17 protein-coding genes are annotated in these 21,534 nt (G+C 52.0%); 10 read left to right on the top strand and 7 right to left on the bottom strand.

Features of this window, described 5'->3' with window-relative positions; genetic code table 11:
* On the bottom strand, positions 1-2,109 hold the full coding sequence (gene rlmKL, locus OGX99_RS22970; RefSeq protein WP_151217942.1) for a bifunctional 23S rRNA (guanine(2069)-N(7))-methyltransferase RlmK/23S rRNA (guanine(2445)-N(2))-methyltransferase RlmL: 2,109 nt from the start codon (positions 2,107-2,109) through the stop codon (positions 1-3).
* Between the two features lie 98 nt (positions 2,110-2,207).
* Between rlmKL and OGX99_RS22975 the strand changes: the two genes are divergently transcribed.
* Positions 2,208-3,314 carry a YcbX family protein gene (locus OGX99_RS22975; protein ID WP_151217941.1) on the top strand — a complete coding sequence of 369 codons (1,107 nt, stop codon included), beginning with the start codon at positions 2,208-2,210 and terminating at the stop codon, positions 3,312-3,314.
* On the opposite strand, the gene zapC is transcribed toward OGX99_RS22975, so the two are convergent.
* On the bottom strand, positions 3,311-3,853 hold the full coding sequence (gene zapC / locus OGX99_RS22980; RefSeq protein ID WP_151217940.1) for a cell division protein ZapC: 543 nt from the start codon (positions 3,851-3,853) through the stop codon (positions 3,311-3,313). The genes OGX99_RS22975 and zapC overlap by 4 nt on opposite strands.
* A gap of 165 nt (positions 3,854-4,018) precedes the next feature.
* A complete protein-coding gene (gene pyrD / locus OGX99_RS22985; protein WP_016152472.1) occupies positions 4,019-5,029 on the bottom strand; it encodes a quinone-dependent dihydroorotate dehydrogenase in 1,011 nt (336 codons plus the stop codon).
* 242 nt (positions 5,030-5,271) lie between these two features.
* Between pyrD and ssuE the strand changes: the two genes are divergently transcribed.
* From ssuE to ssuB, 5 genes are read left to right on the top strand one after another with little or no spacing between them, the layout of a single operon-like run.
* Positions 5,272-5,847, top strand: a complete 576-nt coding sequence (gene ssuE / locus OGX99_RS22990; RefSeq protein ID WP_187252707.1) for an NADPH-dependent FMN reductase — start codon at positions 5,272-5,274, stop codon at positions 5,845-5,847.
* A complete protein-coding gene (locus OGX99_RS22995; protein ID WP_286545184.1) occupies positions 5,840-6,814 on the top strand; it encodes a sulfonate ABC transporter substrate-binding protein in 975 nt (324 codons plus the stop codon). The genes ssuE and OGX99_RS22995 overlap by 8 nt, the downstream gene beginning before the upstream one ends.
* Entirely contained in the window at positions 6,811-7,956 is a 1,146-nt protein-coding gene (gene ssuD / locus OGX99_RS23000) for an FMNH2-dependent alkanesulfonate monooxygenase (RefSeq protein ID WP_286545186.1), read from the top strand. Before OGX99_RS22995 ends, ssuD begins: the two co-directional genes overlap by 4 nt.
* A 10-nt stretch (positions 7,957-7,966) precedes the next feature.
* Entirely contained in the window at positions 7,967-8,758 is a 792-nt protein-coding gene (ssuC, locus tag OGX99_RS23005; protein WP_151217935.1) for an aliphatic sulfonate ABC transporter permease SsuC, read from the top strand.
* On the top strand, positions 8,755-9,522 hold the full coding sequence (ssuB, locus tag OGX99_RS23010; protein WP_187252710.1) for an aliphatic sulfonates ABC transporter ATP-binding protein: 768 nt from the start codon (positions 8,755-8,757) through the stop codon (positions 9,520-9,522). The genes ssuC and ssuB overlap by 4 nt, the downstream gene beginning before the upstream one ends.
* Before the next feature lie 71 nt (positions 9,523-9,593).
* Here ssuB and pepN read toward each other — a convergent pair whose 3' ends face one another.
* The gene (pepN, locus tag OGX99_RS23015; RefSeq protein WP_187259715.1) at positions 9,594-12,206 is read right to left on the bottom strand and encodes an aminopeptidase N; all 2,613 of its coding nucleotides are present in this window, start codon (positions 12,204-12,206) and stop codon (positions 9,594-9,596) included.
* 266 nt (positions 12,207-12,472) lie between these two features.
* Here pepN and pncB point away from each other — a divergent pair, with 266 nt between their 5' ends.
* The 4 genes from pncB to aspC all read left to right on the top strand — a co-directional run bounded on the left by pncB (position 12,473) and on the right by aspC (position 18,283).
* On the top strand, positions 12,473-13,675 hold the full coding sequence (gene pncB, locus OGX99_RS23020; protein WP_151217933.1) for a nicotinate phosphoribosyltransferase: 1,203 nt from the start codon (positions 12,473-12,475) through the stop codon (positions 13,673-13,675).
* Between the two features lie 166 nt (positions 13,676-13,841).
* Complete coding sequence (gene asnS / locus OGX99_RS23025; protein ID WP_151217932.1) at positions 13,842-15,242, top strand: asparagine--tRNA ligase; 1,401 nt, start codon at positions 13,842-13,844, stop codon at positions 15,240-15,242.
* Between the two features lie 590 nt (positions 15,243-15,832).
* The gene (gene ompF, locus OGX99_RS23030; RefSeq protein ID WP_016149871.1) at positions 15,833-16,909 is read left to right on the top strand and encodes a porin OmpF; all 1,077 of its coding nucleotides are present in this window, start codon (positions 15,833-15,835) and stop codon (positions 16,907-16,909) included.
* A 183-nt stretch (positions 16,910-17,092) separates the two neighbouring features.
* Positions 17,093-18,283, top strand: coding sequence for an aspartate transaminase (gene aspC, locus OGX99_RS23035; RefSeq protein WP_151217931.1), 1,191 nt, complete (start codon positions 17,093-17,095; stop codon positions 18,281-18,283).
* A 53-nt stretch (positions 18,284-18,336) separates the two neighbouring features.
* Here the strand turns inward: aspC and OGX99_RS23040 are convergent, their stop codons facing one another.
* The 3 genes from OGX99_RS23040 to ldtD all read right to left on the bottom strand — a co-directional run bounded on the left by OGX99_RS23040 (position 18,337) and on the right by ldtD (position 21,490).
* Complete coding sequence (locus OGX99_RS23040) at positions 18,337-18,984, bottom strand: MBL fold metallo-hydrolase (protein WP_151217930.1); 648 nt, start codon at positions 18,982-18,984, stop codon at positions 18,337-18,339.
* A 28-nt stretch (positions 18,985-19,012) separates the two neighbouring features.
* The gene (gene mepK / locus OGX99_RS23045; protein ID WP_003831948.1) at positions 19,013-19,561 is read right to left on the bottom strand and encodes a peptidoglycan L,D-endopeptidase MepK; all 549 of its coding nucleotides are present in this window, start codon (positions 19,559-19,561) and stop codon (positions 19,013-19,015) included.
* Between the two features lie 177 nt (positions 19,562-19,738).
* Positions 19,739-21,490: a L,D-transpeptidase gene (gene ldtD / locus OGX99_RS23050; RefSeq protein ID WP_151217929.1), complete on the bottom strand. Its 1,752-nt coding sequence runs from the start codon at positions 21,488-21,490 to the stop codon at positions 19,739-19,741.
* Positions 21,491-21,534: the final 44 nt, after the last annotated feature.

A 21,534-nucleotide genomic window follows, 5' to 3' on the forward strand; every position in this document is an offset into this window, starting at 1 on the left:
TCAGGCTGCGGTAATCAGCCAGCAGTTGTGGATCTGACGGTTACGGGCAAAATCCTGGGAAAGCGTTTTTTGAGTGATTTCTTGTGCTTTCAATCCCAGTGCTGCCAGACCGTCGAGATCCATACGGAATCCACGTTTGTTGTTGGAGAACATGATTGTGCCGTCTTTACGAAGCAGGCGTTTTAGATCTTTCATCAACACCAGATGATCGCGCTGTACGTCAAACGAGTCTTCCATACGTTTTGAGTTAGAGAACGTCGGCGGATCGATGAAAATCAGATCAAACTGTTCATTGGCTTCGCGCAGCCAGCCCAGGCAATCGGCCTGAATTAAACGGTGCGCGCGGCCACTCAGGCCATTCAGACGCAGGTTACGCTCCGCCCATTCCAGGTAGGTGCGCGACATATCAACAGTCGTGGTGCTACGCGCACCGCCCAATCCTGCATGTACGCTGGCGCTGCCGGTGTAGGAGAACAGGTTAAGGAAATCCTTACCTTTACTCATCTGACCGAGCATGCGGCGTGCAATACGATGATCGAGGAACAAACCGGTATCAAGATAGTCTGTCAGGTTGACCCACAGGCGCGCGTTGTACTCGCTTACCTCAATGAATTCACCCTTCTCATTCATCTTCTGATACTGATTCTTCCCTTTCTGCCGTTCACGGGTTTTCAGCACCAGTTTATTCGGCGCGATTTCCAGTACCGACAGCGTTGCGGCGATAATGTCGAACAGGCGTTGACGTGCTTTTTGTGCATCAACTGTCTTCGGCGGAGCATATTCCTGAACCACAACCCAGTCGCCGTAACGGTCAACTGCAACATTGTATTCCGGCAGGTCAGCGTCATACAGGCGATAGCATTCAATGCCTTCCTGGCGCGCCCATTTTTCCAGCTTCTTGATGTTCTTGCGCAGGCGGTTGGCATAATCTTCCGCGACCGTGGCTGGCTTGCTGTCCGCGGTGGTCTCTGCAACGTGATAGTTCTTCTGTACACAATCCAGCGGGCCGTTTTTCGCTTTGAACTGCTTGTCGGCACGTAATTGCAGGCTGCTGAGCAGATCCGGCGAGGCGCTAAACAACGACAAATTCCAGCCGCCAAACTGGTTTTTCATCGTCCGCCCCAGCAGGCTGTGCAGGGCTATCAGCGCCGGTTCGCTATCCAGACGTTCGCCGTATGGTGGGTTACTGATAACCGTACCATACGGTCCTTTCGGCAGCGGATTGCTCAGTTTGGCAACATCTTTAACGTCAAACGTCATCAGGTCGGCAATACCCGCGCGGCGGGCGTTACTGCGCGCTTTTTCAATTACCCGCGCATCGCTGTCGGAACCATAGAAATGCGAGGAGTAGTCAGCCAGCCCTTTACGCGCACGCACCTGTGCTTCGGCTTTGACTTCTTGCCAGACGACTTCATCGTGCTGCGCCCAACCGCTAAAACCCCAGTACCCGCGGTGCAGGCCCGGCGCACGATCGGTTGCCCACATCGCAGCTTCAATCAGCAGCGTGCCGGAGCCGCACATCGGATCGAGCAACGGTGTGCCTGGCTGCCAGCCAGAACGCATAACGATGGCCGCAGCCAGCGTCTCTTTGATCGGCGCCTGGCCAGCGCGATCGCGATAACCACGCTGATGCAAACCGTCACCGCTAAGATCGAGCGCAATGCTGGCGGTATCTTTGTTCAACCAGACGTTGATGCGCAGATCCGGAGATTCACGATCCACATTTGGACGCGGCAGATTTTTACGGGTGAAGGCATCGACAATCGCATCCTTGACCTTCAGCGCGCCGTACTGACTGTTACGAATGGTCTCGTTCAGGCCACTAAAATGGACGGCAAACGTCGCACCGGGATTAAATATCTCTGTCCAGTCGATTGCCTGAACACCGAGGTACAGATCAAGATCGCTGTAGACCTTGCACTCTCCCATCGGCAGGATAATGCGCGAGGCCAGGCGGCTCCACATCAGGCTCTGGTAAACAAGCCGCGTGTCGCCCTTAAAATGGACCCCACCCTGAACGACCTGGCACTCCAGCGCGCCGAGGTTTTCCAGTTCAGTTTTTAACAGCTCTTCCAGCCCGCGGGCCGTACTGGCAAACAGAGAATTCATAATGTCACTTTTACTCCAATAAAATTGCTGCGCATTATAGCTAATATGGGCTGTATGTCATAAAGTTGAAGGCTTATTTTCGCTCGAGGGGCTGTACAGTGGTAACGTTGACCCGACTTTTTATTCATCCGGTTAAATCTATGCGTGGAATTGGGCTCACGCACGCCCTGGCAGACGTCAGCGGCCTCGCCTTTGACCGTATATTTATGATTACCGAAGCCGACGGAACGTTCATTACTGCCCGACAGTTCCCGCAAATGGTCCGCTTTACCCCTTCCCCTTTCCACGATGGACTGCATCTTACGGCGCCAGACGGCAGCAGCGCGCTGGTGCGATTTGCCGATTTCGCCACCCAGGATGCGCCGACAGAAGTGTGGGGAAACCATTTTACCGCGCGTATCGCGCCATCCGCTATCAACCAATGGCTGAGCAGCTTTTTCTCCCGTGACGTGCAGCTGCGCTGGGTTGGCCCACAATTGACGCGTCGGGTGAAGCGCCACGATGATGTTCCTTTATCCTTCGCCGACGGTTATCCCTACCTGCTGACCAATGAAGCGTCGCTGCGCGATCTGCAGCAACGCTGCCCGGCAAGCGTGAAAATGGAACAGTTTCGCCCTAATCTGGTGATTTCAGGGGCTGGCGCCTGGGAAGAAGATACCTGGAAAGTGATTCGCATTGGCGACGTCATTTTTGATGTGGCAAAACCTTGTAGCCGATGCATATTCACCACCGTCAGCCCAGAGAAAGGCCAGAAACATCCATCTGGCGAGCCGCTCGCCACGCTGCAAACTTTCCGCACGGCCGTGGATAACGGCGATGTTGATTTCGGCCAGAATCTCATCGCGCGCAACAGCGGCGTGATTCGCGTTGGCGATGACGTCGAAATTTTGGCAACCGGCCCCGCCAGAGCATACGGCGCGGCGGAGTCAGATGATACCGCACAGGAACAACAGCCTGATGCCACGGTACTGATTGACTGGCAGGGGCAGACCTTCCGTGGCAATAATCAACAGGTATTGCTTGAACAGTTGGAAAATCAGGGTATCCGGATTCCCTATTCATGTCGGGCAGGGATTTGCGGATGTTGTCGAATTCGACTGGTAGAAGGCGAAGTTAACCCGCTGAAAAAATCAGCGATAGGAGATGACGGGACAATTCTGTGCTGCAGTTGTGTTCCGAAAACGACAATCAGGCTGGAGAGTTAAACCGCCTGCTCAAGGCTGAAACTGTCAACAACGACCTGCGGTTTCAGTCTGTCATTCATTATTTTAATCGCGTCACCAAGCTGCATGGTTCTTCCAGCAATAACCACGCCAGGTTGTGCAAGCAGACAAAGCGCGGCGTTTTCACCCGGCTCGACCACTAACAGGTTTACCTGTTCATCGGTATCGCTTAAATCCACACAGGCGGCATCACCCACGGTTGGCGACCAGTTAATACCGTGCGCGACAAAGTGCCAGCTTTTTGGCATTTGTGGTTTAAGATAACGAATCGCCACCAGTGCATTGAGCACCAGTTCCGCTTTTTGTTCTTTGGCTAAATCCAGATAGCGACATTTTTCTTCAAAGGAAAAATAAAGCGCGGCGTCATCAACACAAAAACCCGACGGTGAAAATGCATCGGGAGTGAGCATTTTACGAGCAAAACGCGAACGGAATAACATGCCATTGGCTAAATCGAGCATCATACGATCGTGCTCTTCATCATAATACCAGCGCCAGTTATCGTCGGGTTTAATTCGCATCAGTTTCTCTCCTTTCCTTAATCATCGCCATTACGACAGTATCCTTTTGCCGCTTCGCTTATTGCCTTAATAATAAAAGCTCAGAATGTTTAAATAAGCAACAGTAAAGGAATATAAAACAACCAGGGCCAGAAATAAAGCCCTGGATTGTGATTAAGGTAGCATTCAGATATTGGTGACGATTTCTTTTATCAGCGGCGGACCTTTAAAAATAAAGCCCGAATAAATCTGCACCAGTGAAGCACCGGCAGCTATTTTCTCACGTGCGGCGATGACCGAGTCGATACCACCAACTCCGATAATCGGCAGTTGACCTTTTAATTCCTGAGACAACTGGCGAATAATTTCTGTACTTTTTAATTGCAATGGTCGCCCGCTAAGACCACCCATTTGATCGCAATTTTTCATTCCCTGAACGAGAGAGCGATCGAGCGTGGTGTTAGTCGCAATTACGCCATCAATATTATGCCGAACTAAACTGTCAGCAACCTGGATCAGTTCTTCCACAGAAAGATCCGGCGCGATCTTTACCGCCACTGGAACATATTTATGGTGGATCGCTTGCAGATCATTTTGCTTATTTTTAATTGCCGTCAGGAGATCGTCCAGCGCCTCACCGTATTGCAGCGTACGTAATCCCGGTGTATTCGGTGAAGAGATATTAATCGCGATATAACCCGCATAAGCATAGACTTTTTCCATACAAATCAGATAGTCATCTTTGCCATTCTCTACCGGGGTATCTTTATTCTTGCCAATATTAATCCCCAGAATACCGTCAAAATGCGATTTTTTAACGTTCTCAACCAGGTTATCAACACCCAAGTTATTAAACCCCATGCGGTTGATCAAACCTTCTGCATCAACCAGACGGAACAGACGCGGTTTATCGTTACCCGGCTGAGGACGCGGCGTTACGGTGCCAATCTCAATGGAACCGAATCCCATCGCGCCGAGCGCATCAATACACTCCCCGTCTTTATCCAGTCCGGCAGCAAGCCCGAGCGGATTTTTAAACGTCAGCCCCATACAGGTAACCGGTTTTGCAGGTACCTTCTGGCGGACAAGCGCTTCAAGCGGCGTGCCGGTAATGCGACGTAATTGCTGGAATGTCAATTCATGAGCGCGCTCTGGATCGAGCTGAAAAAGGGCTTTACGAACGAAGGGGTAGTACATGAACTCTCCTGGATTCCCGGTGTGCAAACCGGGGGCGTATTATGTGCGATCGTGAGCAAAAAGGGAATTGACCTGCGGCAATAAATAGCAATCGTTTTCCTGTCTCACTCATTTTATCCATTTTTCAACTTTTCTATCCCGCATAAATCATTTCGATAAACAGAGCCTCTCTGCCAGACTGCAATAATTGTTATCAATGTTAAACAAAGGCAAACAATTAGTTATAAGTGGAGATTAAAATTATGCGCGTCATTACTCTGGCGGGAAGCCCACGCTTTCCCTCTCGCTCCAGCGCGTTACTGGAATATGCCCGAGAAAAACTCAATGGTCAGGATGTCGAAGTCTTTCACTGGAACCTGCACAACTTTGCCCCGGAAGACCTCATCTATGCCCGTTTTGATAGTCCGACGCTGAAGACATTTAGCGAACAATTGCAGGATGCTGACGGGCTGATTGTCGCCACGCCGATCTACAAAGCCGCTTACTCTGGCGTATTGAAAACGCTGCTCGATCTGCTTCCCGAGCGGGCGCTGGAAGGAAAAGTGGTGTTGCCGCTGGCGACCGGCGGCAGCGTGGCGCATTTACTGGCCGTCGATTACGCGCTGAAACCGGTACTAAGTACGTTAAAAGCCCAGGAGATCCTGCACGGCGTATTTGCCGATGATTCACAGGTCATCGATTATCAGCATAAACCGCAGTTTACGCCCAACCTGCAGCAGCGCCTGGACAGTGCGCTCGACACCTTCTGGCTGGCATTGCATCGTCGCGATATCCAACGCCCCCAATTGAACACACTGCGGGGTACTGCCCATGCTTAATTTGCTCAAGCGCCAGAGGTCATGGCTCGCACTGGCCGGGTTGCTGTCACTGTCAACGCTGGCGTATGCCGCAGAGTCTGCGCCCGATGCTCTGCGTATCGGCTATCAGAAAGGAAGCGTCAGTATGGTGCTGGCAAAAAGCCATCAATTGTTGGAAAAGCGCTATCCACAGACCAAAATCTCGTGGGTTGAGTTCCCAGCCGGGCCGCAAATGCTGGAAGCCTTGAATATCGGCAGTATCGATCTCGGCAGTACGGGTGACATTCCACCAATATTCGCCCAGGCTGCCGGAGCCGATCTGGTGTACGTGGGCGTTGAGCCCCCCAAACCGAAAGCTGAAGTGATTCTGGTGCCAAAAGATAGCCCGATTCAGAACGTCGCGCAGCTTAAAGGACATAAAGTCGCATTCCAGAAAGGGTCAAGCGCCCACAATTTACTGCTCCGAGCGCTGCAACAGGCCGGGCTGAAATTTACCGATATTCAACCGACTTATCTGACCCCCGCCGATGCGCGAGCGGCCTTCCAGCAAGGAAACGTTGAGGCATGGGCTATCTGGGATCCCTACTATTCCGCCGTGTTACTGCAAGGTGATGTGCGCGTGCTCAAAGACGGCTCAGATCTGAAGCAGACCGGTTCGTTTTATCTCGCCGCTCGTCCTTATGCCGAGAAAAATGGCGCTTTTGTTCTTGACGTACTGAATACCTTTAGCCAGGCCGATGCGTTAACCCTCAGCCAGCGCCAGCAAAGCATCACCCTGCTGGCTAAAACCATGGGTCTGCCCGAACCGGTGATTGCGTCCTATCTGGATCACCGCCCGCCAACCACCATTACACCCATCAGCGACTCTGTTGCCGCATTGCAGCAACAAACCGCCAATCTGTTTTATGACAACCGTCTGGTGCCGAAAAAAATCGATATCCGCCAGCGTATCTGGCAACCCACCCAGCAGGCAGGAGAAAAATTATGAGTCTGAACATGTTCTGGTTTTTACCCACCCACGGTGACGGTCATTATCTTGGAACGGAAGAGGGTTCGCGCCCGGTCGATCATGGTTATCTGCAACAAATTGCGCAAACGGCCGATCGTCTGGGATTTACCGGTGTGCTGATCCCCACCGGACGCTCCTGCGAAGATGCCTGGCTGGTGGCCGCCTCGATGATCCCGGTGACTCAGCGATTAAAATTTCTGGTCGCGCTGCGTCCAAGCGTCACCTCACCAACGGTTGCCGCGCGTCAGGCAGCAACGCTCGACAGGCTTTCTAATGGTCGGGCGCTATTTAACCTGGTGACCGGTAGCGATCCGCAGGAGTTGGCTGGCGACGGCGTGTTCCTCGATCACACCGAGCGCTATGAAGCCTCTGGCGAATTTACTCAGGTCTGGCGACGCTTACTGCAAGGTGAAACCGTGGATTTCAACGGCAAATATATTCATGTCCGCGGGGCAAAACTGTTCTTCCCGCCGATCCAGCAGCCGCATCCTCCACTCTATTTCGGCGGCTCGTCTGATGTCGCACAAGATCTGGCTGCCGAGCAGGTTGATCTCTACCTGACCTGGGGCGAACCGCCTGAACAGGTGAAACAGAAGATTGAACAAGTACGGGCCAAAGCGGCGGCGCTCGGGCGCAAGATCCGCTTTGGTATTCGTCTGCATGTGATCGTACGAGAGACAACGCAAGAGGCGTGGCAGGCTGCGGATCGTCTGATAGCCCATCTGGATGACGACACCATCGCCAAAGCCCAGGCCGCCTTCTCAAAAACGGATTCGGTTGGTCAGCAGCGAATGGCTGCACTGCACAACGGTAAGCGCGACAAACTGGAAATTAGCCCGAACCTGTGGGCAGGAGTAGGACTGGTGCGCGGTGGCGCAGGGACCGCCCTGGTTGGAGATGGTCCTACGGTCGCAGCGCGTATTAACGAGTATGCCGCGCTGGGAATCGACAGCTTTGTGCTGTCCGGCTATCCGCATCTGGAAGAAGCGTACAAGGTTGGTGAGCTGCTGTTCCCACATCTGGATGTCGCGATACCCGAAATTCCGCAACCACAGCGCCTGCAACAGCAAGGCGAAGTGGTTGCGAATGAATTCATCCCGCGCAAAGTCGCACAAAGCTAAGGAGCGGCTAATGGCAACGCCGAAAAACAGATGGTTATTGCGCCTCGCGCCCTGGTTTTTACCGCTCGGTCTGGTGGCACTCTGGCAGCTCGCATCATCAATGGGCTGGCTGTCCACCCGCATACTGCCCTCACCGGAGGGCGTGATCGAAGCTTTCTGGACGCTTTCAGCCAGCGGCGAACTTTGGCAGCATCTGGCGATCAGCGCCTGGCGGGCGCTGATCGGATTCTCCATCGGTGGATCGATTGGTCTGACGCTGGGACTGATCAGCGGTCTTTCGCGTTGGGGAGAACGCCTGCTGGATACCTCGGTGCAGATGCTGCGTAACGTACCGCATCTGGCGCTGATCCCACTGGTCATTTTATGGTTCGGTATTGATGAGTCCGCCAAGATCTTTCTCGTCGCGCTGGGCACGCTGTTCCCGATTTACATCAACACCTGGCATGGGATCCGTAACATCGATCGCGGGCTGGTAGAGATGGCACGCAGCTATGGGTTATCCGGCTTTTCACTGTTTATTCATGTGATCCTCCCCGGTGCCCTGCCCTCGATTATGGTCGGCGTACGTTTTGCTCTCGGGCTGATGTGGCTGACGCTCATTGTTGCGGAAACTATTTCGGCTGATGCCGGTATTGGCTACCTGGCAATGAATGCTCGTGAATTTCTGCAAACCGATGTAGTCGTGGTAGCCATTATTCTCTACGCCCTGCTCGGCAAACTTGCCGATGTCAGCGCGCAATTACTGGAACGTATCTGGCTACGCTGGAACCCGGCTTACCATTTAAAGGAAACTAATGTATGAACACCGCTCGCCTGAACCAGGGCACACCGCTTTTGCTGAGCGCCGTGACGAAACAATACGCCGCCAATACGGTGCTCAATCAGTTAGATTTGCATATTCCAGCCGGACAGTTCGTTGCCGTGGTCGGTCGCAGCGGCGGAGGTAAAAGCACGTTACTGCGCCTGCTGGCTGGGTTGGAGTCGCCCACCTCAGGCGCATTACTCGCCGGAACCACACCGCTGGCAGAGATTCAGGATGATACACGAATGATGTTTCAGGATGCGCGTCTGCTGCCATGGAAGACGGTTATCGATAACGTGGGTCTGGGTCTGCAAGGTCACTGGCGCAATGCAGCGCGAGATGCGCTGGCCGCAGTTGGACTGGAGAGTCGTGCCCAGGAATGGCCTGCGGCCCTTTCTGGTGGACAAAAACAGCGCGTGGCCCTGGCGCGGGCTTTAATTCACCGCCCCGGTCTGCTGCTGTTGGATGAACCCCTCGGCGCGCTGGATGCGTTAACCCGCCTTGAGATGCAGGATCTGATTGTCTCTTTATGGCAGGAACACGGCTTTACCGTATTGTTAGTCACCCATGATGTCAGCGAAGCAGTAGCAATGGCCGATCGCGTATTGCTCATTGAAGACGGAAAAATCGGACTGGATTTAACGGTGGATATTGCGCGACCACGCCGGATTGGTTCAGTGCGTCTGGCAGAACTGGAAGCTGAGGTGTTGAACCGGGTGATGCAACGCGGCGAAAATGAAGTTCAGCTACGCAGGCATGGTTAAAAATACCGGATGGCGCTACCGCTTATCCGGCCTACACGTGAATGGTAGGCCGGCCCCATCCGGCAATATTATCAGGCTAATGCTTTAGCTATCTTCTCGAACAGATCGCCGGAGAGATTCTCCAGGCCTTTCAACTGTTCCAGCGCCGCACGCATCTTCGCCTGACGTTTTGCATCATAACGTTTTAAACGAATCAGCGGCTCAATCAGACGTGACGCTACCTGCGGGTTACGGCTATTGAGCTCAGTCAGCATGTCGACCAGGAACTGATAGCCGCTGCCATCTTCCGCATGAAATGCCGCCGGGTTGCTACCTGCAAAGGCACCGATCAGCGAACGGATGCGATTCGGGTTGCTCATGCTAAAGGAGCGATGCTTCAACAGGCCGCGTACCGTTTCCAGTACATTATCCGCCGGGCTGGTAGATTGCAGGATAAACCATTTATCCATCACCAGACCGTCATGGTGCCACTTATCGTCATACTCCTGCATCAGCGCGTCACGGCAAGGAAGTTGCGCCGCTACTGCCGCAGACAACGCCGCCAGCGCATCGGTCATATTGTTCGCTTCACGGTACTGCTTGCTGACCAGCGTGTCAGCCAGATGGGTTTCGCCAAAGGCCAGGAATCGCAGGCAGGCGTTGCGCAGCGTACGCTTGCCAATATCGGCATGCTCTACGCGGTACTCATCAAGATGATTAGCGTTATAGATGGCGAGGAATTCATCCGCCAGCTCTGCCGCCAGCGTGCGGGTTAACGCTTCACGTACTTCTGTTATCGCCACCGGATCGATGATGTCGAACAGTTCGGCGATTTCATTTACCGAAGGCAGTGTCAGGATCTCAGCCGCCAGCGCCGGATCGATTTTCTCATCCAGTAAAATCGCGCGGAATGCATCGGCCACGTGTACCGGCAGTGACAGCGGCTGTCCCTGCTGATGACGGGCAACGTTGAGCTTAATATAGGTCGCCAGCAGGCTTTGCGCCGCATCCCAACGAGAAAAATCGTTACGCGCATGACGCATCAGGAAGGTCAGTTGCTGATCGCTCCATTTATATTCCAGTTTCACCGGCGCGGAGAATTCGCACAGCAGCGCGGGTACCGGCTGGAAGTAGACGTTATCAAAGACAAACGTCTGCTCTGCCTGGGTAACGTTGAGTACTGAATTCACCGGGTGCCCGCCTTTTTGTAACGGGATCACTTTCCCTTCGTTGTCATACAACTCGAGGGCGAAAGGAATATGCAGCGGTTGTTTTTCTGCCTGATCCGGCGTGGCCGGCGTGCGCTGGCTGATAGTCAGCGTGTACTCTTCCGTTGATGGGTTATAGTCATCACGCACGGTCAAAATCGGCGTACCGGACTGACTGTACCAGCGGCGGAAATGCGAGAGATCGACGTTGGACGCATCCTCCATCGCCTGCACAAAATCATCACAGGTTGCAGCGCTGCCATCATGGCGCTCAAAGTACAGCTGCATCCCTTTCTGGAAGTTAGCCTCACCCAACAGGGTGTGGATCATACGAATGACTTCTGCACCCTTCTCATAGACGGTCAGGGTATAGAAATTGTTCATTTCGATAACCATATCCGGGCGGATAGGATGCGCCATCGGGCTGGCGTCCTCAGCAAACTGCAGACCGCGCATGGTACGCACATTGCTGATACGGTTTACCGCACGTGAGCCAAGATCGGAACTGAATTCCTGATCGCGAAACACGGTTAACCCCTCTTTCAGGCTCAACTGGAACCAGTCGCGACAGGTCACGCGGTTGCCAGTCCAGTTATGGAAATATTCGTGCCCAATGACGCGCTCAATATCGAGGTAGTCTTTGTCAGTAGCGGTATCGGTACGTGCCAGCACGTATTTGGAGTTAAAGATGTTCAGTCCTTTATTCTCCATCGCGCCCATGTTGAAGAAATCCACGGCGACAATCATATAGATGTCGAGGTCATATTCGAGGCCAAAACGCTCTTCATCCCATTTCATGGAGTTTTTCAGCGAGGTCATCGCCCACGGCGCGCGGTCCAGGTTGCCGCGATCGACGTACAGTTCCAGTGCCACTTCACGCCCGGAGCGGGTGGTAAAAGTGTCACGCAGCACGTCGAAATCACCCGCTACCAGCGCAAACAGATAGCACGGTTTAGGGAAGGGATCCTGCCACTGAACCCAATGGCGACCGTTTTCCAGTTCGCCCTGCGCCACGCGGTTGCCGTTGGAAAGCAGGAACGGATATTGGGTTTTATCGGCGATAATTTTGGTAGTAAAGCGCGCCAGCACGTCCGGGCGATCAAGATACCAGGTAATATGGCGGAAACCTTCTGCTTCGCACTGGGTACACAGCGCATCTCCTGACTTGTAAAGCCCTTCCAGCGCGGTATTCGCCGCTGGGCTAATTTCATTCACGATACGCAGCGTAAAACGTTCCGGCAGTTGATTGATGACCAGAGCGCCCTCTTCTTCTTTATATGCTTGCCACGGTTCATCATTCACGTGGATTGACACCAGGGTCAAATCTTCGCCATTCAGGTGCAGGGGCGCGTCGGACGCGCCATGACGGACAGCCTGGCTCACTGCGGTGACCACGGTTTTTTCAGCATCCAGGTCAAAGGTCAAGTCAATATCAGTAATCTGGTAATCCGGAGCACGATAATCGTGGCGGTATTTGGCTTGTGGCTGTTGTGTCATAAAAAAACCTTTAGCATCTTTGGTAGAGTCTCGGCTTCAGTCTATTCCTGTTGCGTAAATCGCGCTACGCAGAATGTTCATCTTTTCAGGCACAAACGCCCTTTTTGCTACATTTTTATAACACGCGGCACGAATTGCCCTCGACCAGAAAGACAGCTTATGGTGTGATCGGGGTTCAATAAATCGCTAAACAGGGTATACTCCAGCGGTTTTCTTAGTTGTTTATTGTACTAAACGCTCCCGTGAGAGGATGCTACTGCGCACCTATGACACAATTCGCTTCTCCTGTTCTGCACTCGCTGCTGGATACAGACGCTTATAAGTTGCATATGCAGCAAGCCGTTTTTCACCACTACTATGATGTACAAGTAGCGGCTGAATTTCGTTGCCGTGGCGATGACCTGCTCGGTATTTATGCCGATTCTATTCGTGAGCAGGTGAATGCTATGCAGCACCTGCGACTGCAGGAGGACGAGTACCAGTGGCTCTCCGGCCTGCCTTTCTTCAAAGCTGATTACCTTACCTGGTTACGTGATTTCCGCTATAACCCGGAACAGGTTTGCGTCACCAATGATAACGGTAAGTTGAACATTCGCTTAACTGGTCCATGGCGCGAAGTGATCATGTGGGAAGTTCCGCTGTTGGCGGTAATAAGCGAGCTGGTACACCATTACCGTTCGCCTGAATCAGGCGTCCCACAGGCACTCGATGAGTTGGAAAGTAAACTAGTAGAATTCTCTGCTTTAACAAAAGATGTCGATATGTCCCGCTTCCATCTGATGGATTTCGGCACGCGTCGTCGTTTTTCACGTGAAGTCCAGCAGGCTATTGTTAAACGCCTGCAGCAAGAGTCCTGGTTTGTCGGTACCAGCAACTACGATCTCGCCCGCCGCCTGTCATTAACACCAATGGGTACGCAGGCGCATGAGTGGTTCCAGGCTCATCAGCAAATCAGCCCCGAGCTTGCCACCAGCCAGCGCGTTGCTCTGGCCGCCTGGTTAAATGAATACCCTGACCAACTCGGCATCGCGCTGACAGATTGCATCACCATGGATGCGTTTCTACGCGACTTTGGCGTCGAGTTTGCGACCCGCTACCAGGGTTTACGCCATGACTCAGGCGATCCGGTGGAATGGGGTGAAAAAGCCATCGCCCATTATGAAAAACTGGGCATTGACCCGCTGAGCAAAACGCTGGTGTTTTCAGATAACCTCGATCTGAAAAAAGCGATTGAGCTCTACCGCCACTTCTCTTCTCGTGTGCAGTTGAGTTTTGGCATTGGGACACGACTAACCTGTGATATTCCCCAGGTTAAGCCGCTCAATATAGTCATCAAGCTGGTGGAATGTAACGGCAAACCAGTGGCGAAGTTATCTGACAGCCCGGGTAAAACCATCTGCCACGATAAAGCGTTTGTTCGTGCGCTGCGCAAAGCCTTCGATCTCCCGCATATTAAAAAAGCCAGTTAAACCTTCCAGGGAGCCATTTGGGCTCCCTAATTCGCATTTATTTCCGAAATCTTTCACTCCAGCTACGAATTCTGCTTGTCTGATTGCAGATGCCAGGTAACATAGGTATCCCCCCATTACGGGTGGACATGTGTTTATATATCCGACTATTAACAGAGAGAATATTATGAGCGTTGTGCCTGTAGCCGACGTACTCCAGGGCCGCGTAGCCGTTGACAGCGAAGTCACCGTGCGCGGATGGGTGCGTACCCGCCGAGATTCAAAAGCTGGCATCTCCTTCCTCGCCGTTTATGACGGTTCCTGCTTTGATCCTGTACAGGCCGTCATCAATAATTCTCTGCCCAATTACAATCAGGACGTACTGCGCCTGACGACAGGTTGTTCAGTTATTGTAACGGGTAAAGTCGTTGCATCCCCTGGGCAAGGACAGAGCTTTGAAATTCAGGCCACTGAGGTTGAAGTCGCGGGCTGGGTTGAAGATCCTGATACCTACCCAATGGCGGCTAAGCGTCATAGCATTGAATATCTGCGTGAAGTGGCGCACATGCGTCCGCGTACCAATATGATTGGTGCGGTAGCGCGCGTACGTCATACGCTGGCGCAAGCGCTGCATCGCTTCTTCCACGAGCAGGGTTTCTTCTGGGTATCGACTCCGCTGATCACCGCTTCCGATACGGAAGGTGCGGGTGAAATGTTCCGTGTTTCTACGCTGGATCTGGAAAACCTGCCGCGTAACGATCAGGGTAAAGTCGATTTCGATAAAGACTTCTTTGGTAAGGAAGCGTTCCTGACCGTTTCCGGTCAGTTAAACGGCGAAACTTACGCCTGCGCCCTGTCCAAAATTTATACCTTTGGTCCGACTTTCCGTGCGGAAAACTCTAACACCAGTCGTCACCTGGCAGAGTTCTGGATGCTGGAACCCGAAGTGGCGTTCGCCGACCTGAACGATGTTGCAGGTCTGGCTGAAGCGATGCTGAAATACGCGTTCAAAGCCGTATTGGCAGAGCGTGCGGATGATATGAAATTCTTCGCTGAACGTGTCGACAAAGATGCGATTTCGCGTCTGGAACGTTTTATTGACGCTGACTTCGCGCAAGTGGACTATACCGACGCGGTGAGCATTCTGGAAAAATGCGGCAAAAAGTTCGAAAACCCGGTTTATTGGGGTGTGGATCTCTCTTCCGAGCATGAGCGTTATCTTGCTGAAGAGCACTTTAAAGCGCCGGTCGTAGTTAAAAACTACCCGAAAGATATCAAAGCGTTTTATATGCGCCTTAATGAAGACGGTAAAACCGTTGCGGCAATGGACGTTCTGGCTCCGGGAATCGGTGAAATCATCGGTGGTTCTCAGCGTGAAGAACGTCTGGACGTACTGGATGCCCGCATGCTGGAAATGGGTCTGAATAAAGAAGATTACTGGTGGTATCGCGACCTGCGTCGCTACGGTACCGTTCCGCATTCCGGCTTCGGTTTGGGCTTTGAGCGTTTAATCGCTTACGTTACTGGCGTACAAAACGTCCGTGACGTTATCCCATTCCCGCGTACACCGCGTAACGCCACTTTCTAAACCTGAATGTTTGATTCAAAGGCCAGCACTGCTGGCCTTTTTTGTACCCGTTTCCCCACGATGGGACTCTTCACTTAAAACACAACTTTCCCTTTTCCTGTTACTTATTATTTCACCGCAACACATTCGCACAAAAAAAAATCAGCACTTTTATTGTGGATTAGCATTTTCTGATTAAATAGTACATTTTATGACCACGCGCACAGCATTCCAGACGTCCAAAAATAGCCATCTGGAAAACCGGATCTTTGCGATGCAACACAGCAAAAAATGCCTTATCAAAATTAAACATAAGAAAATCATATAAATAGAATTAAAAGCGGTGAATTTTAGTGCAGAGACATCTGAAGTTTGACGTTGTTCACAAAGTTGCACAAAAACAACATTTTGTTACACATTTTTTCTTTCTGAAACCAAATCTTTATATTTGTAGCACTTTGACGGTAGCGAAACGATAGTTTGAATGGAAAGATGCCTGTCAGACACATAAAGACACCAAACTCTCATCAATAGTTCCGTAAATTTTAATTGACGGAATTTATTGGCGGCAGTGGCAGGTGTCATATAAAAACCAATGAGGGTAATAAATAATGATGAAGCGCAATATTCTGGCAGTGGTTATCCCTGCTCTGCTGGTAGCCGGGGCAGCTAACGCTGCAGAAGTTTACAACAAAGATGGTAACAAGCTGGATATCTACGGTAAAACCGTTGGTCTGCATTATTTTTCTGACAGCGCTGCTGACGATGGCGATCAGACTTATGCTCGTCTTGGTTTCAAAGGGGAAACTCAGATTAACTCCGAGCTGTCCGGTTACGGTCAGTGGGAATACAACTTTGCCGGTAACAACTCTGAAGGCGGTAGTGACGCTCAGAACGGCAACAAAACCCGTCTGGCATTCGCTGGTCTGAAATACGCAGACCTGGGTTCTTTCGACTACGGTCGTAACTACGGTATCGTTTACGATGCTCTGGGTTACACCGATATGCTGCCAGAATTTGGTGGTGATACCGCATACAGCGACAACTTCTTCGTTGGTCGTGTTGGTGGTGTTGCAACCTACCGTAACTCCAACTTCTTCGGTCTGGTTGACGGTCTGAACTTCGGTATCCAGTATTTGGGTAAAAACGAACGTGATGGCAATACCGGTCGCTCTAACGGCGACGGCGTTGGCGGTTCTGTAAGCTACGAAATGGATGGTTTCGGTATCGTGGGTGCTTACGGCGCAGCTGACCGCACCAACGCGCAGGAAAACTCTTTCTACGGCAATGGCGGTAAAAAAGCTGAGCAGTGGGCGACCGGCGTGAAATACGATGCTAACAACATCTACCTGGCAGCTAACTACGGTGAAACCCGTAACGCGACCCGCATCTCAGGTGCTGGTAACAGCGGTTTTGCGAACAAAACTGAAGACGTATTCGTCGTTGCTCAGTACCAGTTCGATTTCGGCCTGCGTCCGTCCCTCTCCTACAACAAGTCTAAAGCGAAAGACGTAGAAGGTATCGGTGATGTGGATCTGGTCGATTACTTCGAAGTAGGTGCGACCTACTACTTCAACAAAAACATGTCCACCTATGTTGACTACAAGATTAACCAAATCGATTCTGACAACAAACTGGGCGTGAACTCTGACGACATCGTTGCAGTTGGTATCGTTTATCAGTTCTAATAGCAGACCTCTTTGTTAAATGCCTTAAAAACAGGACTTCGGTCCTGTTTTTTTATATCTGCCAGCGGATTCTTGCGTCTTAAAAAAACACCTCAGCTTTTCGCCAGTAACGGTTGGCATTTTGTAAATCTACCGTTAACCTGATAGCGGACTTCCCTTCTGTAATCACTATGGAACCTCGTCATGTTTGAGAACATTACCGCTGCTCCTGCCGACCCCATTTTGGGTCTGGCTGATTTGTTTCGTGCCGATGATCGCCCTGGAAAAATAAACCTCGGGATCGGTGTATATAAAGATGAGACAGGCAAAACGCCAGTACTGACCAGCGTTAAAAAAGCCGAGCAATATATACTGGAAAATGAAACCACCAAAAATTACCTTGGCATTGACGGTATTCCAGAGTTTGGTCGTTGCACTCAGGAATTACTGTTTGGTAAAACGAGTTCGCTTATCATTGATAAGCGCGCACGTACAGCACAGACTCCTGGCGGCACTGGCGCACTGCGAGTGGCAGCTGATTTCCTCGCAAAAAATACGTCGACTAAACGCGTATGGGTGAGCAATCCAAGCTGGCCGAACCATAAGAGCGTCTTTAATTCTGCCGGTCTGGAAGTTCGTGAATACAACTATTATGATGCAGCGAACCACTCATTAGACTTTGATGCGCTGCTGGCAAGCCTCAGCGAAGCGCAGGCTGGCGATGTAGTACTGTTCCACGGCTGCTGCCATAACCCAACCGGTATCGATCCTACGCTTGAACAGTGGCAAACGTTGGCTCAGCTTTCTGTCGAAAAAGGATGGTTGCCGCTGTTTGACTTCGCATACCAGGGCTTTGCCCGCGGTCTGGAAGAAGATGCCGAAGGTCTGCGCGCGTTCGCCGCGCTGCACAAAGAGCTGATTGTCGCCAGTTCCTACTCCAAGAACTTTGGTCTTTACAATGAGCGCGTAGGCGCCTGTACGCTGGTTGCAGCTGATGCTGAAACCGTCGACCGTGCGTTTAGTCAGATGAAATCCGCCATTCGCGCTAACTATTCCAACCCGCCAGCCCACGGAGCATCCGTAGTTGCCACGATTCTGAGCAACGACGCGTTGCGGGCTATCTGGGAACAGGAACTGACTGATATGCGCCAACGCATTCAGCGCATGCGTTTACTGTTCGTGAATACGCTGCAGGAAAAAGGTGCGAACAGCGACTTCAGCTTTATCATCAAACAGAACGGCATGTTCTCTTTCAGCGGCCTGACAAAAGAACAGGTTCTGCGTCTGCGTGAAGAGTTTGGTGTCTATGCCGTCGCTTCCGGGCGTGTAAACGTCGCAGGAATGACGCCAGATAACATGGCACCGCTGTGCGAAGCGATTGTCGCAGTACTGTAATTTATCGCGCATAAAAAAGGCCGCAATCGCGGCCTTTTTATTTATCTGCGGTGTTACCAGACGGGCATTTCATCCTGCAGGAACGGGTTATGTAGCCGTTCGTTACCCAGTGTAGAAAGTGGGCCGTGACCCGGAATAAACGTCACGTCATCACCCAATGGTAAAAGTTTACGTTTAATCGAATCAATCAATTGGTTGTGATCTCCGCGTGGAAAATCGCTGCGCCCTACGCCGCCTTTGAAAATCACATCACCAGAAATCATTAACTTTGATTGCTCATCAAAGAAAACCACATGTCCCGGCGTGTGGCCCGGGCAATGCAGTACCTGTAACGTCACGTTGCCAACGCTTACTCTGTCGCCTTCATTCAGCCAGCGATCGGGCGTCAGCGGCTCACAATCGCCCAGGCCAAACATGCGGCTCTGAGCTGGGAGTCCCTGTAACCAGAACTCATCTTCTTTTTCCGGACCAATAACCGGAACACCATAATGCTGTGCCAGTTCAGCCGCTGCCCCTACATGGTCAAGATGACCGTGGGTAAGCAGAATCTGCATAAGCGTCAGACCGCTGGCATCCACTTCCTGTTTGATTTTCTCGGCATCACCGCCGGGATCGACCAGCGCGGCCAGACGAGTCTGCTCACACCAGATTAACGAGCAGTTCTGGGCGAATGCAGTGACCGGAATAATACGATAGTTCATACAGCTCCTGTTTCATTAAGCTTATGGATCACCAGTGCCGGGCAGGCCCGGTGTCGATATGCACAAAGTTACTGCTGGGGTAGTATCCTACACCACCTGCGCGCATAGATAACGCAGCTTTGCGAATATTGCTTAATGCGATGCCTTCAATATGGAAATCCATGGCCTGGCCTTTAGTGTGGTAGCTTTTCTTTGCCACACCCCGGCTGCGTGCACGGAGTTCGTTATTGGTATCGATAGAGCGATAGCCTGAGATTAGCTGTACGGGTTTACGCGTGCCCAGCAGGCCCTGCAGACGGAAGAGTTGATCAAACAATCCCGGGTCAATGGATTTCACTTTATTTGCCCGAAAATCACGGAAAAAGTGGTTAAGTTTTGCTAATTCGTCCTGAATATAGCCCCTGCCATCAAAAAACTCTGCTTTTATTGACTCACCGGTATGCAGGTTATTCAGAGTCAATATACGCGGACGTGGGGTGGAAAGAGTGGCAAACGCGGGCGTAGGCAGGATGGCAGCGCCGAGGGCAATACCACCAAGCGCCAGCAGTTTGCGGCGATTAGCGTCAAATTTGTCCATGGTATTAAGGTCTACAAGGTCAATGTTATCGTATGTATGCTCTAGCGCACGCGAGAAACCTTATCTGGCTAAGTAGTCCACGTCAAGGCTCCCAACCCCAGGAAACACGGGGCTTACAGCCATTCCGCCCCGTTTCCCGCATAACTTACGACAATCATTTTCCTCGAACTGCTTCATTTATCTGATTAATTGTTCAGCTTTTGACACAATTTGTGCACTGGATCGCGCTGTCAGATCGTAATTGTAAATATCTGTACGATACTGCGTGCGGCCATCCGGGCCAACAAATGCGGTCAGATAATAGAGGTTAACCGGAATATTCTGCCGGATATTCACGTATCGCGTATCCCCTTGCTTCAGGGCATCCGAGATGCGCGTATCATTCCATCCCGCATCCTGTAGCAGCATATTCGCTAACTCAGATGCCTTATTCACACGTACGCAGCCGGAGCTTAACGCCCGCGTATCCTTCTGGAACAGATTGTGGTTCGGCGTATCGTGCAGATAAATAGCATCCGAACTCGGCATATTGAATTTATAGCGCCCGAGCGAGTTACGTGCACCCGGAGCCTGCTGGAAGCGGAACGGCAAATTAGAGGCGGTGATGGTGGCCCAGTCAACCTGCCACGGATCTATCGTCTCTTTACTGTTCCAGCCGCGCATCACGGTATAGCCATGGCGTTCAAGATACCCCGGATCATTCCATAATTTAGGCAAGATATCTTTTCGGGCCAGCGTCGGCGGCACATTCCACGGCGGGTTAACGACCACATTATTCAGCGCACTGCTCATCATCGGCGTTTTACGATCGGGGCGCCCGACGATAACGCGCGAGGCTAGCACCTGATTTCCGTTCTGATAATAAACCAGCGAGTAGGCAGGAATGTTTACCATGATACCGGTAGACAGATCGCTCGGCAGCAGGCGCAAGCGTTGAATATTTAACGCCAGCACTCCCGCACGCTGAGCAGGCGTTACGTTCAGCCAGTCACGCGTCGCAGGGCCAATCGCGCCATCGGCGCCAAGTCCCTGCCATGTCTGAAACCGCTTTACCGCGTCGACAAGTTCACGATCGTAAGCGCTACGTCCTTCTTTAGCAGACGTACTGACGGCAGACCCCAGCATTCCAGTACGGCGCAAAATTTCACGCAGCGCGGGAATGTCGTTACTCCACTCTCCCGGACGCAGCGTCGCGGTACTGGTTAACCGTGGCCAGGGTTGCGTATCGCTCACCAGCTTGAGTAGTGAGTCATGCATTACGGCGTACTGCGGATGCTGTGGCGCCAGGCTGGCGACGAACGACGTCAGTTGGCCGTTATCCAGCGCGACCTGCCACTGGTTGATCACAGAAATCGGCGGCGTCGTCAGCGCATAGGGCTTATCGCTATAGAGCCAGCGATTTCCTTTAACGGGAATATTGGCTATAAAGTGCAGATATCCCATCATTGCATCAGACAGCACAATGTCTCGCGCCTGGCCGGACACTGCCGGGTCAGTCAGAAGCGCAACCCAGGAGGTAAACTGCGGCTGAAACCCGGCAATCGCCACCTCGGCTAACTGTTGCTGAAAGGCTTTTACCGCATCACGATTTTCCCACATCGGTTTCATTTCGCGTGCGGCATACAGCAGTTCCAGCTGGTTCATATAAACCGGCGTGAAGCCCGCTGGAAGTTGAGATTGTAATTCGGCGCGGGCTTGATCAACGGACACGCCCTGCGGCAGCGGTTGAATTCCCGCCATGATAGCCGTCGCGGAAGATTGTACCTGCGGTTGCGATAACGCTGTTGGCTGTTCACTGACGCTCGCTGAGCTATCGCCAGGGATCATTTCAGGCTCATCGGCCTGCGCATTGAACAGTGGAGCGAATGTTACGGCCAGGCACAAACTGATTGCCGACAGCCGACGACCATACATTTTATTAAGCAACATCCCTTGCCCCCTGTTTTCTTTATCATACTCTATAGCCAGGCACC

Origin of the sequence: Citrobacter sp. Cu096, from assembly GCF_030332285.1 — a bacterium.
GTDB classification, from domain to species: Bacteria; Pseudomonadota; Gammaproteobacteria; order Enterobacterales; family Enterobacteriaceae; genus Citrobacter; species Citrobacter meridianamericanus.

Bases quoted from the DNA above. Each gene is read 5' to 3' on its own strand.
- pncB (WP_151217933.1), top strand. From the start codon at position 12,473: ATGACACAATTCGCTTCTCCTGTTCTGCACTCGCTGCTGGATACAGAC.
- ompF (WP_016149871.1), top strand. From the start codon at position 15,833: ATGATGAAGCGCAATATTCTGGCAGTGGTTATCCCTGCTCTGCTGGTA.
- ssuB (WP_187252710.1), top strand. From the start codon at position 8,755: ATGAACACCGCTCGCCTGAACCAGGGCACACCGCTTTTGCTGAGCGCC.
- pepN (WP_187259715.1), bottom strand. From the start codon at position 12,206: ATGACACAACAGCCACAAGCCAAATACCGCCACGATTATCGTGCTCCG.
- rlmKL (WP_151217942.1), bottom strand. From the start codon at position 2,109: ATGAATTCTCTGTTTGCCAGTACGGCCCGCGGGCTGGAAGAGCTGTTA.
- asnS (WP_151217932.1), top strand. From the start codon at position 13,842: ATGAGCGTTGTGCCTGTAGCCGACGTACTCCAGGGCCGCGTAGCCGTT.
- ldtD (WP_151217929.1), bottom strand. From the start codon at position 21,490: ATGTTGCTTAATAAAATGTATGGTCGTCGGCTGTCGGCAATCAGTTTG.
- ssuD (WP_286545186.1), top strand. From the start codon at position 6,811: ATGAGTCTGAACATGTTCTGGTTTTTACCCACCCACGGTGACGGTCAT.
- OGX99_RS23040 (WP_151217930.1), bottom strand. From the start codon at position 18,984: ATGAACTATCGTATTATTCCGGTCACTGCATTCGCCCAGAACTGCTCG.
- zapC (WP_151217940.1), bottom strand. From the start codon at position 3,853: ATGCGAATTAAACCCGACGATAACTGGCGCTGGTATTATGATGAAGAG.
- ssuE (WP_187252707.1), top strand. From the start codon at position 5,272: ATGCGCGTCATTACTCTGGCGGGAAGCCCACGCTTTCCCTCTCGCTCC.
- ssuC (WP_151217935.1), top strand. From the start codon at position 7,967: ATGGCAACGCCGAAAAACAGATGGTTATTGCGCCTCGCGCCCTGGTTT.
- aspC (WP_151217931.1), top strand. From the start codon at position 17,093: ATGTTTGAGAACATTACCGCTGCTCCTGCCGACCCCATTTTGGGTCTG.
- mepK (WP_003831948.1), bottom strand. From the start codon at position 19,561: ATGGACAAATTTGACGCTAATCGCCGCAAACTGCTGGCGCTTGGTGGT.
- pyrD (WP_016152472.1), bottom strand. From the start codon at position 5,029: ATGTACTACCCCTTCGTTCGTAAAGCCCTTTTTCAGCTCGATCCAGAG.
- OGX99_RS22995 (WP_286545184.1), top strand. From the start codon at position 5,840: ATGCTTAATTTGCTCAAGCGCCAGAGGTCATGGCTCGCACTGGCCGGG.